This is a genomic window from Pseudomonas sp. PDM27 (assembly GCF_019219205.1).
Taxonomy (GTDB): domain Bacteria; phylum Pseudomonadota; class Gammaproteobacteria; order Pseudomonadales; family Pseudomonadaceae; genus Aquipseudomonas; species Aquipseudomonas laurylsulfatiphila.
Genome location: NZ_JAHUWF010000016.1, coordinates 111852 through 127340 on the forward strand (window position 1 = coordinate 111852; position 15489 = coordinate 127340).

19 protein-coding genes are annotated in these 15489 nt (G+C 60.8%); 6 read left to right on the forward strand and 13 right to left on the reverse strand.

The window, feature by feature from the left end:
• Positions 1-41: 41 nt before the first annotated feature.
• The 8 genes from KW838_RS26440 to KW838_RS26475 all read right to left on the reverse strand — a co-directional run bounded on the left by KW838_RS26440 (position 42) and on the right by KW838_RS26475 (position 7606).
• Positions 42-815: a 1,6-dihydroxycyclohexa-2,4-diene-1-carboxylate dehydrogenase gene (locus tag KW838_RS26440; RefSeq protein WP_218504033.1), complete on the reverse strand. Its 774-nt coding sequence runs from the start codon at positions 813-815 to the stop codon at positions 42-44.
• Between the two features lie 155 nt (positions 816-970).
• Complete coding sequence (gene benC, locus KW838_RS26445; protein WP_218504034.1) at positions 971-1984, reverse strand: benzoate 1,2-dioxygenase electron transfer component BenC; 1014 nt, start codon at positions 1982-1984, stop codon at positions 971-973.
• A 10-nt stretch (positions 1985-1994) separates the two neighbouring features.
• Positions 1995-2483, reverse strand: a complete 489-nt coding sequence (benB, locus tag KW838_RS26450; protein ID WP_095967691.1) for a benzoate 1,2-dioxygenase small subunit — start codon at positions 2481-2483, stop codon at positions 1995-1997.
• Positions 2480-3844, reverse strand: coding sequence for a benzoate 1,2-dioxygenase large subunit (gene benA / locus KW838_RS26455; RefSeq protein ID WP_104448856.1), 1365 nt, complete (start codon positions 3842-3844; stop codon positions 2480-2482). The genes benB and benA overlap by 4 nt, the downstream gene beginning before the upstream one ends.
• A 203-nt stretch (positions 3845-4047) precedes the next feature.
• A complete protein-coding gene (locus KW838_RS26460) occupies positions 4048-5007 on the reverse strand; it encodes an AraC family transcriptional regulator (RefSeq protein ID WP_305730007.1) in 960 nt (319 codons plus the stop codon).
• A 173-nt stretch (positions 5008-5180) separates the two neighbouring features.
• The gene (catA, locus tag KW838_RS26465) at positions 5181-6110 is read right to left on the reverse strand and encodes a catechol 1,2-dioxygenase (protein ID WP_126050696.1); all 930 of its coding nucleotides are present in this window, start codon (positions 6108-6110) and stop codon (positions 5181-5183) included.
• Positions 6111-6165: 55 nt separating this feature from the next.
• Complete coding sequence (gene catC / locus KW838_RS26470; RefSeq protein WP_007978984.1) at positions 6166-6456, reverse strand: muconolactone Delta-isomerase; 291 nt, start codon at positions 6454-6456, stop codon at positions 6166-6168.
• A gap of 10 nt (positions 6457-6466) precedes the next feature.
• Positions 6467-7606: a muconate cycloisomerase family protein gene (locus tag KW838_RS26475; protein ID WP_165824816.1), complete on the reverse strand. Its 1140-nt coding sequence runs from the start codon at positions 7604-7606 to the stop codon at positions 6467-6469.
• A gap of 124 nt (positions 7607-7730) precedes the next feature.
• Between KW838_RS26475 and KW838_RS26480 the strand changes: the two genes are divergently transcribed.
• Entirely contained in the window at positions 7731-8618 is an 888-nt protein-coding gene (locus KW838_RS26480) for a LysR family transcriptional regulator (RefSeq protein WP_218504035.1), read from the forward strand.
• Positions 8619-8812: 194 nt separating this feature from the next.
• Here KW838_RS26480 and KW838_RS26485 read toward each other — a convergent pair whose 3' ends face one another.
• Both KW838_RS26485 and KW838_RS26490 read right to left on the reverse strand, forming a co-directional pair.
• Entirely contained in the window at positions 8813-9052 is a 240-nt protein-coding gene (locus KW838_RS26485; RefSeq protein WP_102701593.1) for a DUF1652 domain-containing protein, read from the reverse strand.
• 118 nt (positions 9053-9170) lie between these two features.
• Complete coding sequence (locus KW838_RS26490; RefSeq protein WP_218504036.1) at positions 9171-10070, reverse strand: polysaccharide deacetylase family protein; 900 nt, start codon at positions 10068-10070, stop codon at positions 9171-9173.
• A gap of 172 nt (positions 10071-10242) precedes the next feature.
• Here KW838_RS26490 and KW838_RS26495 point away from each other — a divergent pair, with 172 nt between their 5' ends.
• Both KW838_RS26495 and KW838_RS26500 read left to right on the forward strand, forming a co-directional pair.
• Positions 10243-10923 (forward strand): SOS response-associated peptidase family protein, encoded by a 681-nt coding sequence (locus tag KW838_RS26495; protein ID WP_218504037.1) that lies wholly within the window; start codon positions 10243-10245, stop codon positions 10921-10923.
• A 260-nt stretch (positions 10924-11183) separates the two neighbouring features.
• A complete protein-coding gene (locus KW838_RS26500) occupies positions 11184-11459 on the forward strand; it encodes a hypothetical protein (RefSeq protein WP_102701607.1) in 276 nt (91 codons plus the stop codon).
• Positions 11460-11508: 49 nt separating this feature from the next.
• Here the strand turns inward: KW838_RS26500 and KW838_RS26505 are convergent, their stop codons facing one another.
• The 3 genes from KW838_RS26505 to KW838_RS26515 all read right to left on the reverse strand — a co-directional run bounded on the left by KW838_RS26505 (position 11509) and on the right by KW838_RS26515 (position 12730).
• Positions 11509-11655 carry a hypothetical protein gene (locus KW838_RS26505; protein ID WP_007978995.1) on the reverse strand — a complete coding sequence of 49 codons (147 nt, stop codon included), beginning with the start codon at positions 11653-11655 and terminating at the stop codon, positions 11509-11511.
• Positions 11656-11720: 65 nt separating this feature from the next.
• Entirely contained in the window at positions 11721-12032 is a 312-nt protein-coding gene (locus KW838_RS26510) for an AzlD domain-containing protein (protein WP_165824817.1), read from the reverse strand.
• Positions 12032-12730: an AzlC family ABC transporter permease gene (locus tag KW838_RS26515; protein ID WP_218504038.1), complete on the reverse strand. Its 699-nt coding sequence runs from the start codon at positions 12728-12730 to the stop codon at positions 12032-12034. Before KW838_RS26515 ends, KW838_RS26510 begins: the two co-directional genes overlap by 1 nt.
• 169 nt (positions 12731-12899) lie before the next feature.
• Here KW838_RS26515 and KW838_RS26520 point away from each other — a divergent pair, with 169 nt between their 5' ends.
• From KW838_RS26520 to KW838_RS26530, 3 genes are all read left to right on the forward strand, one after another.
• Positions 12900-13835: a sensor domain-containing diguanylate cyclase gene (locus KW838_RS26520; protein WP_102701597.1), complete on the forward strand. Its 936-nt coding sequence runs from the start codon at positions 12900-12902 to the stop codon at positions 13833-13835.
• 286 nt (positions 13836-14121) lie between these two features.
• On the forward strand, positions 14122-14997 hold the full coding sequence (gene dapA / locus KW838_RS26525) for a 4-hydroxy-tetrahydrodipicolinate synthase (protein WP_218504039.1): 876 nt from the start codon (positions 14122-14124) through the stop codon (positions 14995-14997).
• A gap of 60 nt (positions 14998-15057) precedes the next feature.
• Positions 15058-15432, forward strand: coding sequence for a DUF2784 domain-containing protein (locus tag KW838_RS26530; RefSeq protein WP_218504040.1), 375 nt, complete (start codon positions 15058-15060; stop codon positions 15430-15432).
• Positions 15433-15489 lie beyond the last annotated feature (57 nt).

Here is a 15489-nt window from a genome sequence, read left to right on the forward strand (position 1 = left end):
ACCATGACTCCGTTTGCCGATGGGATTGTTCGTCGCTCGCGTCAGCCCTGATCGCCGCCGCCCACGGGCATGACCATGCCAGTGATATAGGACGCTTCGTCGCTGGCCAGAAACAGAATAGCCCCCGCCTGCTCATCCAGGGTGCCGTAGCGTTTCATCAGACTGCTGTCGAGGGTCTGGTCGACGATTTGCTGGTACCAGCGTTTTTCCTGCTCGCTCTGCTCGGCACCATTGCGGGGTATGCGTCGCGGCGGTGCTTCGGTGCCGCCAGGCGCCGTGGCGTTGACTCGCACACCACGACCAGCGGTTTCGAACGCCAGACAAGCGGTCAAGGCATTGACCCCACCCTTTGCCGCACCGTAGGGCACGCGGTTGAGGCTGCGGGTGGCGATGGAAGAGACGTTGACGATCGCCCCGCTGCCCTGCTCCAGCATGAACGGCAGTGCGGCATGACAACACCACAGGGTCGGGAACAGCGAACGACGGACCTCGGCCTCGATCTGCGATGCCTCGTAGTGCTCAAACGGTTTGGCCCAGATGGTGCCGCCGACGTTGTTGACCAGCACATCGAGGCGGCCGAAACGCTCGACGGCGGTTTGCATCACCCGGCTGCATTCGTCGTATTGCTCAAGGTCGGCGGTCAGGGCCAACACCTGAGTGGTCGCGGCCAGTTGTTGCTGCACGTCGAACACCAGCTCGGAACGATCCACCAGGATCAGCTTCGCCCCTTCGGCGGCCATGCGCTCGGCCACCCGCTGCCCGATGCCCTGGGCAGCGCCGGTGATCAGCGCGACTTTTTCGTGAAATCGGTTCATGTGTACCTCATGAAGAAGGTTGCAGTTCAACTGTGGGAGCGAGCCTGCTCGCGAAGATGTCCTTCCAGTCGACACCGTGGGGACTGCCAGACCGCTTTCGCGAGCAGGCTCGCTCCCACATTGGATCTTTGCCAGGCAGGGTATTTGTGCGCGGCTCAGGCCGCGCTGGCGGCGAATTTTTCGTAGTAGAAGTTCGCTGGCGCGATGCCTTGCTCGCGAATGAACTGGCTGACGGCCTCGACCATTGGCGGTGGGCCGCACAGGTAGACGTCGACGTCGCCCTCGTTCAAATGCTTTGGCTCGATGTGCTGGGTCACGTAGCCCTTGAGCGGATGTCGGCTCTCGGGGCTGGCGACGCAGGCGCTGAAGGTGAAGTTGGGGATGCGCGCGGCAAAGGCTTCGAGGCGGTCGATTTCCACCAGGTCGAAATCGTGGGTCACGCCGTAGATCAGATGCAGCGGATGATCGCTGCCCTGCTCGGCGATCTTCTCCAGCATCGCGGTGAACGGCGCCAGCCCGGTGCCACCGGCCAGCAGCAACAGCGGCCGACGGATGTCACGCAAGTAGAAACTGCCCAGGGGACCTGCCAGGCTCATGCAATCGCCGGCCTTGGCCATGCCGGTGAGGAAACTGCTCATCAAGCCGCCGGGCACGTTGCGGATCAGGAAGCTGACTTCGCCATCGCGCTGCAACGAGCTGAACGAGTAGGCGCGGGTCTGTTCGCTGCCGGGAATTCCCAGGTTCACATACTGCCCCGGCAGGAACGCCAGTTTGCTCAGGGCTTCGCCCTTGATCGACAGGGCGATGGTGCTGTCGGACAGCTGGCGCACGGCGCTGATGGTCGCGTCGTAGCTGGCCTGACGGGTGCGGCAGACCTCGGAGGACGTCGGTACGCGCACCACGCAATCGCTCTGGGCGCGCATCTGGCAGGTCAGGACAAAACCCTGCGCGGCCTCTTCAGGGCTGAGGGCGTCTTCGATGTACTCCTCGCCCAAATCGTACTGGCCGGCTTCGGCAAAACACTTGCACGTGCCGCAGGCGCCGTCGCGGCAGTCCAGCGGGATGTTGATGCCCTGGCGGTAAGCGGCATCGGCCACGGTCTCGCCCACGTTGGCGTCGATGAAACGGGTGACGCCGTCTTCGAAATTGAACGCAATGGAATGGGTCATGACGCCAGCCTCACAAGTGGTAAACATCGATGACCTGACGAACGTAGTCGTTCTTCAGGATCACTTTCTTGGCCTTGATCAACGGGTTTTCACCGCGTACGTCGAGGGTGTAGAAACTGCTGCCGAAATAGCTGTCGACGGTCTTGTAGCGAAAGCTCAGGGTGTGCCAGTTGAAGCGCACCTTGCACAGTCCGTCGGCTTGCTCGAGCAGCTCGATGTTGCTGATATTGTGGGACGTGCGGGTGTCCGGCACGCTGGCGCTGGAGCGCTCGGTCTTGATGCGGAAGACGCGGTCTTCCAGGCCGGTGCGGTTGCCGTACCAGATCAGCGAGATCTCCCGCTGCGGATCTTCGGTCAACTCGTCGTTGTCGTCCCAGGACGGCATCCAGAAAGTCGCGTCCGGGGCGTACAGCTCCAGCCACTCATCCCACTGGCGGTCGTCCAGGTAACGCGCTTCGCGGTAGAGAAAGTCGCGCACGGTGTCATGGGAAATCGTCATTGCACGTCCTCCACGGCGATCAGTTTCGACTGCTCGGCGGCGAGGGCCTTGAGCATGGTCTGCTGCCAGTACTTGTGTTGCAGCACGAACAGGCCTTCGTCCTCGGTGCGCACACCACTGAGCAGCGGGTGCAGGTCGATCTCCTTGGCGGCTTCGTCTGCACCTTCGATCCAGTGCTCGGCGCCACGCGACATGTCGTTCCAGGTGGTGACGCTGCCCTGGTAGCTGGTCTGGCAGGAACGGAATTCCTCCAGATCGTCCGGCGTGGCCATGCCGCTGACGTTGAAGAAATCCTCGTACTGGCGAATCCGGCTGGAACGGGCGTGGTCGCTCTCGCCTTTCGGGGCGATGCAGTAGATGGTGATCTCCGTGCGGTTGACCGAGATCGGCCGGGCGATGCGGATCTGCGAGCTGAACTGGTCCATCAGGTACACATTGGGGTACAGGCACAGGTTGCGCGAGTTCTCGATCATCCAGTCGGCGCGAGCCTTGCCGAAGTCCTGCGCCAGCTCATCGCGGCGTTCGTACAGCGGACGGTCCTCGGGGTTGGCCCAGCGAGTCCAGAGCAGCATGTGGCCCTTGTCGAAGGAATAGAAACCACCGCCCTGCTTGGCCCAGCTGCCGGCGCTCATGGTCGGGTTGGCGTCACCGGCTTCACGCTGCTTGCGCTGGTTCTGGGTGGCTGCGTAGTTCCAGTGCACGGAGCTGACGTGGTAGCCGTCGGCGCCGTTTTCGGCGGTGAGTTTCCAGTTGCCTTCGTAGATGTAGCTGGAGGAACCGCGCAGCACTTCCAGGCCATCGGCGGACTGGTCGACGATCATGTCGATGATCTTCGCCGACTCGCCCAGGTGCTCGACCAGTGGCAGGACATCGGCCTTGAGACTGCCGAACAGGAAGCCGCGATAGGACTCGAACCGCGCGACGCGGGTCAGGTCGTGGGAGCCTTCGCAGTTGAAGCTCGCGGGATAGCCGGCGTTGGCCGGGTCCTTGACCTTGAGCAGCTTGCCGGAGTTGTTGAAGGTCCAGCCGTGGAACGGACAGGTGTAGGAGCTCTTGTTGCCGGACTTGTGCCGGCACAGGGTCGCGCCACGGTGGCTGCAGGCGTTGATGAAGGCGTTGAGCACACCGTCCTTGTTGCGCGCGATGAAGATCGACTGGCGCCCCATGGTCGTGGTGTAGAAGTCGTTGATGTTGGGGATCTGGCTTTCGTGGGCCAGGTACAGCCAGTTGCCTTCGAAGATGTGTTCCATCTCCAGATCGAACAGACGCGGGTCGGTGAACATCTCGCGCTTGCAGCGATAGAGGCCCTGCTCGGGATCGTCTTCAAGCAGGGAATGCAAATATTCGGGTCGCAGGGTCATGGCCGCCGCCTCCATTGTTATTGTTCAGGCAGGGGTCATGCTAGGACGGTGGATCAGGCGGGAGTATCCGCGGGGTGCAGACCTTTATCCGTTTTGTGCAATGTAGGAGCTGCCGAAGGCTGCGATCTTTTGATTTTGCTTTTTAAAAATCAAAGTCAAAAGATCGCAGCCTTCGGCAGCTCCTACAGGGGGTGTGCGTGATTTCAGTAGCGGCGTTTGAGGGTATCGGACGGCAATTCGCCGAACTGCTTGCGGTAGCTGTCGGAGAAGCGTCCCAGGTGCAGGAAGCCGTAGTCCATGGCCACTTCGGTGATGTTGCGCACGTTGCAGGTCGGGTCGCTGAGGCAGGCTTTGATGGACTCGAGGCGCTTGCGGCGGATGTAGTTTTTCGGTGTGTCACCGGCATTGCGTTCGAACAGTCCATACAGCGAACGCAGGCTCATGTGGGCTTGGCGCGCCAGTGCTTCGCTGTCGATGTCCTGCTTGAGGTTATGGGCGATGTATTCGGCAATCGCCTCGAACGTGGCCGTCTGCGAGCCCAGGTCGAGGCGGCTGACGTTGGTCTTCATCAGGCTGAGCATCTTGCTGACGATGATCTGCGTGTAATGCTCCTGCACCCTGGGGATCTGCTCGGTGGATTCGGCCTCCTGGCAGATCATCGCCAACAGGTTGACGAAACCTTCCAGTTCATTGAGCTGATAACGGTTTTCCAGAAACCGCACGCCCTGCTCCGGATAGCGCCAGCGCTGCTCATCGCAGACTGATTCAAACAAGCGGGTCGGGACCTTGAGGATGAATTTTTCGCAATCGGCAGAGTACGTCAGGTCCACCGGATCGTCGGGGTTGATCAGCAGCAATTCGCCGGGGGCGAAGTAATGCTCCTGGCCGTGTCCACGCCACAGGCAGTTGCCGCGCAGCAGCACTTGCAGATGATAAATGCTGTCCAGCGCACCGGACGTCACGCGCACACTGGCACCGTAGCTGATGCGGCACAGGTCGAGGCTGGCGAACTTGCGATGATCAAGGCTGGCCAGCGGGCTGCCGGCACGGGGCATGAGAATGCAGTGGTTACCGACGTGCTGATTGACGTAGCCCGACACGGCGTAAGGGTCGGCATGGTCGAACACCCGGCTGCGCTGACTCAACAGTTGCGCTTGCATCATCAGGTCACTCTCGTTGTTGTTATGAGTTGCTTCAGTTCATTCTAGAACCGAAACACTTGTAGGAGCGAGCCTGCTCGCGATGGACTCGAGGACGCCGCGGGGCATCAGGCACCCAGCGTCATCGTTGACGTCCATCGCGAGCAGGCTCGCTCCTACAGGGGGGGCGCGGATTATCAGTCTTCCAGTGCGCGGACCCGTTCGTGGCGCTGCTGTTCTTCAGGCTGGGCGGACGACTGCAGGGTGAAGTCGAAATCGATTTCGGCAAAGCGACCGCTCACGCCATGGGCCGCCGCGCGCTGCTGATCGTCGCTGAAGGTGATCTTGGCGATCAGTTCGTCGCGGGTGGCGTAGGCGAAATCGTCGTGCAGGTATTGATCGCCGTCGAGGTTGATCTGGGTGGTCAGGTGGCGATGATCCGGTGCGGAAATGAAGAAGTGCACGTGCGCCGGACGCTGGCCATGACGGCCCAGTTGATCGAGCAGTTGCTGGGTCGGACCGTCCGGCGGGCAGCCATAGCCCGACGGCACGATGCTGCGGAAACGGTAGCGGCCTTCGGCATCGGTCACGATGCGGCGACGCAGGTTGAATTCCGACTGCGAGGCATCGAAGTACGAGTAGGTGCCGCCGGTGTTGGCGTGCCAGACATCCACCACGGCCCCGGCCAAGGGTTCGCCGGCGGTATTGAACACGCGGCCTTGCATGAACAGGGTCACGCCCGGATCGACGCCGTCATCCAGACGCGCCTCGCCCTCGGACAGCGGCGCACCGGCCACGTACAACGGGCCTTCGATGGTGCGCGGGGTACCGCCCGTCTTGCCGGCCTGCTCGTCTTCGGCGTCCATCAACAGGTCGAGGTAATGCTCCAGGCCAATACCGGCCACCAGCAACCCGGCTTCCTGGCGCGCGCCCAGCACGTTGAGGTAGTTGACGGCTTTCCAGAACTCTTCCGGGGTCACGGCCAGGTCTTCGATGATGTTCACCGAATCACGCAGGATGCGGTAGACCAGCGCCTTGGTCCGTGGATTGCCGGCGTCGTTGAGCAGGCCGCTGGCTTCTTCGAGAAATTTCTGGACTTCGGCAGTGTGGGAAATCTTGACGTTCATTTTTCAGGGTTCCTCATCTTGTAATTATGGGCGTAGCGAGCTGAACAGGCGAGGCTCAGCGGTCATCGTCACGGATGGAAGAAGGATGCCGGCACATCGCGTCGATTTCGATGGCCATGTAGGGAAACAATGGCAATTGCATCAGCAGGTCATGCAGTTCCTGAACGCTGTCGACATCGAACACGCTGTAGTTGGCGTAGTGCCCGGCGATGCGCCACAGGTGACGCCACTTGCCCTGCTCTTGCAGGCGCTGGGCCAGGGCTTTTTCGTCAGCCTTGAGTCTGGCCGCCGCCTCCGGATTCATGTCGACCGGCAGGTTCACGGTCATTTTTACGTGAAACAGCATAATGCTCTCCTCAGGCTTGATGAGTGGTCTTGTCGCGACGGAAGAACGCCAGGCGCTCTTCATCCAGGCTCAGGCCCAGGCCCGGTGTTTTCGGCACGTGCAGTTCAAAATCGCGATACACCAACGGCTCGCTGAGAATGTCTTCGGTCAGCAGTAGCGGGCCGAACAGTTCGGTGTCCCACGCCAGTTTGTTCAGGGTAACGAAGGCATGGGCCGACGCCATCGTGCCCAGGCCGCCTTCGAGCATGGTGCCACCGTACAGGGCGATGCCGGCTGCTTCAGCGATGCAGGCGGTGCGCAACACGGCGCGCGGGCCGCCGTTCTTGGCGATCTTCAGGGCGAACACCGAGGCCGCGCCTTCGCGGGCCAGGTTGAATGCATCTTCCACGCATTCGATGGATTCGTCGGCCATGATCGGCGCCGGGCTCATGGCATTCAGGCGGGCCATGCCGGCGCGGTTGTTGCGCGAGATCGGCTGTTCGATCAGGTCGATGCCGTTGCTGCCGAGGATTCGGCAGGCACGTAGCGCGACGGCTTCGTCCCACGCCTGATTGACGTCGACACGCACGCTGGCGCGGTCACCCAGGGCTTTCTTGATGGCGATGACGTGGGCCAGGTCGCGGTTGACCTCGCCGGCACCGATCTTCAGCTTGAAGATGCGGTGGCGGCGCAGGTCGAGCATTTTTTCCGCTTCGGCGATGTCTTTTTCCGTGTCACCGCTGGCCAGGGTCCAGGCGACGGGGAGCGCATCACGCACGCGGCCACCGAGCAGTTCACTGACTGGCAGGCCAAGGCGTTTGCCCTGGGCGTCGAGCAGCGCGGTTTCGATACCGGATTTGGCGAAGGTGTTGCCACGGATGCTGCGCTCCAGGCGCAACATGGCGGCGTTGACGTTGCCGCTGTCCTGGCCGATCAACAAGGGTGCGAAGTGCGTGTCGATGTTGGTCTTGATGCTGTCCGGGCTTTCATTGCCGTAGGCCAGGCCACCGATGGTGGTGGATTCGCCGATGCCTTCGATGCCGTCGGCGCAACGCACGCGGATGATCACCAGGGTCTGGTTCTGCATGGTGTGCATGGCCAGCTTGTGCGGGCGGATAGTCGGCAGATCGACGATGATCGTCTCGATCGACTCAATGGCAGTTGCAAGCATTTCGATACCCGTCAGGTTCTTGAAGTTCTGAGTCGGATTCTCATACGGCTTTTTCCGGGCGGCCAATATAGAATTGGTCTGGCTTGATACCTTAAAGGTATTCAATTGAAAATCCGGAGGCCCCATGGAACTGCGTCACCTGCGTTACTTTCAGGTGCTGGCTCAAACCCTCAACTTCACCCGCGCCGCCGAGCGCCTGCACATCGCCCAACCGCCGTTGAGCCGGCAGATCCAGCAACTGGAGGACGAACTGGGGGTGATGTTGCTGGAGCGCGGCCGCCCGCTGAAGCTGACCGACGCCGGGCGGTTTTTCCATGAGCACTCCACCGCCCTGCTGGAACAACTGAACAAGGTCTGCGACAACACGCGGCGTATCGGCCTGGGCGAAAAGACCTGGCTGGGTATCGGCTTTGCGCCCTCGACACTGTATGGCGTGCTGCCGGAACTGATCCGCCGGTTACGCAGTGGCGAACCGCTGGAGCTGGAATTGGGCCTGTCGGAAATGACCACCCTGCAACAGGTGCAGGCATTGAAGGCCGGGCGCATCGACATCGGTTTTGGCCGGATCCGCATCGACGACCCGGCCATCGTCCAGACCGTGCTCACCGAAGACCGCCTGGTCGCCGCCCTGCCCGCCGGCCATCCGTTGCTCGCCGGCCCCATCAGCCTGCGGGAACTGGCCAGGGAACCTTTTGTGCTGTACCCCGGCAATCCACGGCCGAGTTACGCCGACCATGTGATCGCGCTGTTTGAGTCCTACGGGGTGAGCATCCACGTCGCGCAGTGGACCAACGAACTGCAAACGGCGATCGGTCTGGTGGGAGCGGGAATCGGGGTCACGCTGGTGCCGGCCTCGGTGCAACTGCTGCACCGCGACGACATCGGTTTCACACCCTTGCTGGAAGACAACGCGACCTCGCCGATCATCCTCAGCCGACGGGTGGGGGATGTTTCGCCGGGGTTGAACCATTGTTTGCGGATGATTGATGAGCTGTTGCCGGCAGCAGCGTAAGACGATGATCATTTGTGGCGAGGGGGCTTGCCCCCGTTGGGGCGCGTAGCGGCCCTAAAAGCCGTTATCCGGTTTCTCGGAGATGAACGTAGGGACCATTTTGGGGGCGCTTCGCACCCCAACGGGGGCAAGCCCCCTCGCCACAGGCAAGCTCCCTCGCCACAGGACGGTGCATGCATTCGATCAGCGAAGTATCAGCCCGCAAACGCCCGGCGCCCGGCCTTCATCTCGGTACGCAACTCGCCGATAAAATCAGAGATGGCGCGCACGCTGGTCAGTTCGGCTGTCGAGACACCGCTGATCAGCAGCTCCACCCGCCCGGTGACGGGGTCGTAGACTTCGATGCGCAGCAGCCCGAGATTCTCCGTGCACTCGCACGACAGTGGCTCAAAACCGGACTCTACAATGTTGCAAAGAACTGAAATAGGAACCATGACCGATGCCTCGGCGGCAGTTGATCGGATTGGATCCGTTTCAGAATAGATACACTTTGCGAATCTGCACAAGAAATCATTCGCAATTACTGTTAACCAGCACTCATTCCTGCTCGTTTTAACGGGCGTTCCGGCCCCAGATCCAGTTCCAGAACCCCGGCAACTCGACGGGCTGAGAGCCATCGCGCACGGTTCGCGCCATGGCCGCCCGCTGTAGCGCAGCCTGGTCGTCGTAAAACGGCTTGTCCGCGGTTTTCACCCCGGTCTCCCGGGCGCTGTCGAGCAGAATCTGCAGGTATTCACGGGTATGCCGGGCGGTATAGCGATTGAGGTCGTGAAACGTCACCACGACCGGAATCACCCCGTCGACCACCGGCAATTCGCCACGAGCCATGCGTTCGCGCACTTCAGACATCGAGCGCAGCATGTGCGACCGGCGCCGGGGGCTGGCGTTGAAGCCCCAGATCTTGCCGTCATTGGCGCTCAAGTCCGTGAGCAGCACGTGCAGGCCATGCTGCTGATAAGCGGCGAAGGTGCGCTTGTCGTAGTTCCAGAATGGCGGGCGCAACAGGGTTGGGGGGGCGCCGGTGATCGCCGCGATGTCGGCGCTGCCATCGGTCAGGGCCTGCTCCAGCTCTTGCGGCTCCAGCGAGCGATGATTGGTGTGCCAGGGCGTTGCCGTGTGGAAGCCCAGAATGTGACCTTCGGCGTGTTCGCGCCGCATGATGTCACGGCCCAAGTCACTGCCACCGGCGCGCGGCGCGCGGGTCTGCACGAAAAACACGGCTTTGATCCCCGGCTGCAGCGGGTTTTGCGCCAGGCTCTCAAGCACCGTGACGGTCGGATTCCACCAGCTCGATGCACTGGGACCGTCATCGAACGTCAGCAGAAAACGGATGGGCGGTTGCGCCTGCAAACGCTGTTCGGTCTGCGGCGTCATTGCAATGGGTGCGGCGATACAACCCAGCAAGCCAACTGCCAGGGCGCACACCGTTAAACACTTGAACCACTGTTTCATCTTTTGCCTTGGGCCAGACCATCAGGATTGAAATACAAGTTGGCGGGAATCCTTTGCCCGAGACGCCGGGCCGAGGTTGGATAAGGTACACAGGGTTTGGTTCCGACGCTTGCCAAGCCTGTTTCGTCGCCACCTACTAAACTGAAAAAACGCTCAACCAGAGTGTCAGGCCATGTGCGGACGACTGTCGCAATACCGCGGGATTCACGACTTCGTGGCGGTGCTGAGCATCCCCGACGCGCTGGTCAACCACGTCGGCAACGAACCCCTGGCGCACTATAACGCCGCGCCCACCACGCAACTTGCCCTGCTGCACCTGGAGAACGAGCGGCTGCACGCCGACGCCGTGCGCTGGGGTTGGCGGCCGCACTGGGCAACGGATCGCGCGGAGCCGATCAATGCCCGGGTCGAGAAAGTCGCCCACGGCCCGTACTTCCGGGCCATCTGGCCGCATCGCGCGATCTGCCCGATCGATAACTGGTTTGAATGGGTGGACGCCGGTGACGGCAACAAACAACCCTGGTTGATCCGGCGACGGGACCGGGCGCCGGCTTTCTGTGCGGCCATCGGCCAGTACCCTATCGGCGGAGCCCCGCACAGGGAGCACGACGGTTTCGTGATCCTCACGGCAGACAGCGCAGGCGGCCTGCTTGATGTGCATGACCGGCGGCCGGTGGTGTTCTCGCCCGAGCTGGCGCGGGAATGGCTGGACCCGGCCACGCCCAAGGAACGCGCCGAGGAAATGGCGTTTTCCCAGGGCGAGGTCAGTGACGTATTCGAGTGGTACAAGGTGGACAAGGCCGTCGGCAATGTCAGGAACCAGGGCGCTGCGTTAATTGAACAAGTGCCCTGAACTTATCAATAACGACAGCAAGGCGGTCATGAATAAAAACCGCTCATACAAACATGAGCGCTAAAAATTACACAGGCTGTTTCGTTCAATTGACAACAGCAATTGGAACGTTTGTACCGCCTGTCAGACTCCATCGTCGAGATAGATACAATCCCGAGGACTACGGCTAGCATTCGCGCCGAATTTCCAGCAACGCCATTAGTTGACCAAAGAGTCAATGATCAGGGAAATCTCAACAACAAGCCTTGCAGAGATCTAAATTGCGCGACGACTATAAAAACGATCAAGTCGCGGGTCTGGCGTGCGTTCATCTTACAAAGACGGAGCACTACCCACTCGCCTGCTTCATCAAGCAATACATACAAACCCGCAACCTTCGATCTGTTCCCGACATCCATGAAATCCTGAGTTCAACCCTTGAAAACTATCCGGGCAAACCGCCGGTCATGGTCAACGAGCTGAACGCATGGATCGACAGGACATTGGGATATCGTGCAGCCCACCCCGACTTTCCAGAGATCCTGGAACAAGGGTGATCACAACAAAGCCCCGCTCGAAAAAGCGGGGTTTTGTCGTTTGGGGTGATCAGAACTTGCGGTCAGGCTCTGACAGTTCCGTACCGTCGTCAGGATGCTTCCAGTCCGGTACCGAACGCTTCTGCTGCTCAATCTCTTCTTCCGTGGGTTCGTCCACGTCTTCTTCCGGGTCCGGACGCTTGGGTTCATTGGCCATGTTCACCTCTCTTCCTGAAGGGATCGGTCATCCCCTTTAAGCTTAGATCAGTTCCCCTGCCCCGCTCAGAGCCACCAGCGCAGCAAAAAGAAAAAGCCCATGCTCAACAGCATGCTGAGCAACGTATTGCGCGTGTAAAGCACCAGCCCCACCGCCACCAGCGAACTGATCAGATAGGGGTTGTCCCAATGCAGGTTCAGCTGTTTTTCCGGCATGAACACAATCGGCCCACAGATAGCCGTCAACATGCCCGGTACGGCAAACCCGAGGAATTGCCGGGCATTGCTGCTCAGGCGCACCGGCAGGCGCGGTTCGAGAAAAACGTAGCGGTTGAGGAACACCAACACGCCCATTCCGATAATCACAGCCCAGACCATCATGTGCGTCCACCGTAGAATTTATTGCAGACAAACCCGGCAGTCATCCCCGCCAGCCCCGACAGCACCAGCGCTGAACCCAATTGCCAGTAGCTGAACAGCACCGAGCAAAACAGCGACACCGCCACGCACACCACGGTCGGCACATTGCGGACCACCGGGGTGATCAGGGCAATGAAGGTGGCCGCGATGGAGAAATCCAGGCCCAGGTGTTCAAGGCCCGGAATGCTGCTGCCGAGCACAATGCCCGCCAGGGTGAACAGGTTCCAGGCGATGTAGAACGTCAGGCCCACACCCAGGGCGTACCAGCGGTTGAATTGCTGCTTGTCGTGCTGGCTGGTCAGGGCGAACAGCTCATCGGTGAGCAAGAAACCCAGGCCTGCACGCCAGCGCCCCGGCAATGGCGAAATCACCGAACGCATGCTCATCCCGTAAAGCAAATGCTGGGAGGTCAGCAACAGCGTGGTGAGCAGGATCGAAAAGATCCCGGCACCGCCCTTGAGCATGCCGATGGCCACCAGTTGCGCCGCACCGGCAAACACAATGCTCGACAGGCCCTGGCCTTGCAGGGGCGTGAGGTTGGCTTCGATGGCCATGGAACCGGCCAGCAAGCCCCAGGGCGCGGTGGCCAGGGACAGCGGCATGATCGCCGCAGCCCCGCGCAGAAAGGCGCTGCGCGGCATGAGTGAGTTGGGCATGACAGTCTACAGACAGGGAAAGACCTGAGACTTTGCCAGCTGTGGCGGCCAATGGCTTGAACAATCTTGCTCACTCAGACGCCTGCGTGCCATTCATCGGCTGCCCGCTTGATTCGCCTCGGTGGTAGCAACATGATGGCCCTGCATTTTTCATCGAGGCAGGCCCTTCATGATTTCAGCCGAAACCGACAGCGACGTTTACAAAACCCTGCTTGAGTCGACCAAAGCCATTCCCTGGCGCATCGACTGGAAAACCATGACCTTCAGCTACATCGGACCACAGATCGAAGAACTGCTGGGCTGGAAGCAGCACAGCTGGGCCTCGGTCAATGACTGGGTCGAGCGCATGCACCCGGATGACCGCGACTACGTGATGGACTTCTGTGTCTCGCAATCGCGAGCCGGCATCGATCACGAGGCCGACTATCGCGCACTGACCGACAGCGGCGAGTACGTGTGGATCCGCGATGTGGTGCACGTGGTGCGCAAGGACGGCGAAGTCGAGGCGCTGGTGGGGTTCATGTTCGATATCAGCGAGCGCAAGAAAACCGAAGAACACCTGATCCGCCTGCAAAAGCAGCTCGAAGAGTATTCCTTCCAGGACGGCCTGACCGGCATCGCCAACCGCCGCATGTTTGATACCGTGCTGGAACGCGAGTGGAACTCGGCCCAGCGTACCGGCTTGCCGTTGTCGGTGATGGTGCTGGATATCGACTACTTCAAGCAGTACAACGACCACTACGGTCACATCAAGGGCGACGAATGCCTGCGCCGCGTCGCGCAAACCTTGTCCCTGGCGGCGAACCGGCCACGGGATTTCATCGCCCGGATCGGCGGTGAAGAGTTCGTCTGGCTGCTGCCGGAAACCGATGCCGAATCCGCACGGCTGGTGGCGCACAAATGCCTGCACCTGATTCGCCAGCAGCAGATCCCCCATGAATTCTCGAACGTGTCGAAACTGCTGAGTATCAGCCTCGGCGTCGGCACCACCCTGGCATCGATGCATGCCACGGCCCTGGAGTTCGTCGAGCAGGTCGATCATCTGCTCTACAAGGCCAAGCACAATGGCCGGATGCGCGCCGAGTTCGCTGATTTTCGTGATTGACAAAAGGCGCGCCGGCTTTTAAAACTGGGCGCCTCACTCAGGGTGTAAGCAAGTATGTCCGCAACCTTCAACTTCAACTTTTCCGTCATTGGCTTGATTGCCAAGGCGCAAGGTTGCGTTGCGCACGCCCTCAAATCGAAGAAACAGTCGCTCATGTGACCGGGGCGCGCTGTCCCGTCAGATGAGCTGACAGGACATTGAGCGCGACGGACCACACGCCCCTTGCTTACTCTCCTTTCATGCCCCTGACGGTGACGAAATCGGTCAACCATCAGGAGAAAAAAGCATGTCAGCGTTTCAGGGTATCTGGGTTCCACTGGTCACCCCCTTCCACAACGGCGCCATCGATTTCGTCGGCTTGCGCCGGCTGGTCAGCCATCTGCTGGAAAAAGGTGTCGACGGCCTCATCGTTTGCGGCACCACCGGCGAGCCGGCGGCGATGGGCAAACATGAACAACTGGCCGTGCTTGATGCGGTGCTGGAACTGGTGCCGGCGCAACGGGTGCTCATGGGCCTGGCCGGCAACAACCTGACCGAGTTGTTGCAGTTCCAGAGCGAGATCCTCAAGCGCCCGGTGGCGGGCCTGCTGGTGCCGGCGCCGTATTACATCCGCCCGTCCCAGGCCGGCCTCGAAGGGTTTTTCCGCACGGTCGCCGATGCCTCCAGCGTGCCACTGATTCTCTACGACATCCCCTACCGTACCGGTGTGGCCTTCGAACAGGCGACCCTGCTCAACATCGTCGCCCACGAGCGGATCGTCGCGATCAAGGATTGCGGCGGTAACTTTTCCAACACCCTCGCCTTGCTCGATAGCGGCCATGTCGATGTGCTGTGCGGCGAAGACAACCAGATCTTCAATGCCCTGTGCCTGGGCGCCAAAGGCGCGATTGCCGCGTCGGCGCATGTCCATCCGGAACTGTTCGTGCAGTTGCACCGGCAGATTCGCGACAACCAATTGGCTGAAGGCCGCGCCACGTTTTTCCGTTTGCTGCCGCTGATCAACAGCCTGTTCCTGGAGCCCAACCCGGCCCCGGTGAAAACCGCGCTGGCCCTGCAAGGCTTGATCGGTGACGAACTGCGCGCACCGATGCAACGCAGCAGCGAATCGATGACCGAGCGTTTGCAAGGCGTGCTCAGGACATTGGATCGCGACAATCGATAGAGCGCCCGCCACCGGCCCGAGTACCATGGAGCGATTCGTTCAGCCTTCAGGGGCACCGACATGCTGTACCGAATCGCCGCCGACGGGCTGATGCTGTTTCACCTGTCGTTCATTGTGTTTGTCGTGTTCGGCGGGCTGCTGATACTCAAATGGCGCCACCTGATCTGGTGGCATCCGCCCGCTGCGCTGTGGGGGATGGCGGTGGAGTTCTTCCACCTGCCCTGCCCGCTGACCGACTGGGAAAACCGCATGCGCCAGGGGGCCGGGCAAACCGGCTATGGCGGTGGGTTCATCGAGCATTACATTTGGCCGGTGATTTACCCGGCGGGCCTGACGCCGACCATTCAACTGGGTTTGGGCAGCCTGGTGTTGGTAATCAATGTGTTGGTTTATCTTCGATTGATCAGGCAGTGGCGATTGCGGCGGGCAACCTGAGGCCAGGATCAAAAGATCGCAGCCTGCGGCAGCTCCTACACAGGGAACGGACCGGTT